This window comes from Microbacterium sp. GbtcB4, from assembly GCF_019091465.1.
Classification (GTDB): Bacteria; Actinomycetota; Actinomycetes; order Actinomycetales; family Microbacteriaceae; genus Microbacterium; species Microbacterium paraoxydans.
The window spans coordinates 1-242 of record NZ_JAGXJJ010000431.1; the positions used below are offsets into that span (position 1 = coordinate 1).

The window sequence follows — 242 nt, forward strand, 5'->3', positions numbered from 1 at the left end:
AGCCTGCAGCGATCGGAGATCGCGCCCGGACCCGACCACGCGTCCCCGCTCGTCCACGGCGCGGAAGTACATGCGCAGATGCGCCGGCACCCGTTCGTCGTCGAAGTCGGCGGCCGTGACCACCTGGTTCGCGAGCGGCTGCACGGGCCGCGCGAGCGCCTCCTTGAGGGTGCGCGGGGGGAGGCCGCCGTGCACCTCCGGACCCTCGTCGGCCAGCGCCGCCCCCGACTTCTCCGCCCAGT

General features: G+C 74.8%; 1 protein-coding gene. It reads right to left on the reverse strand.

What is annotated here, in order from left to right:
- Positions 1–242, reverse strand: a 242-nt coding sequence (locus KVS71_RS18370; RefSeq protein ID WP_217585255.1) for a DUF3418 domain-containing protein, incomplete at both ends; no start/stop codon positions are given.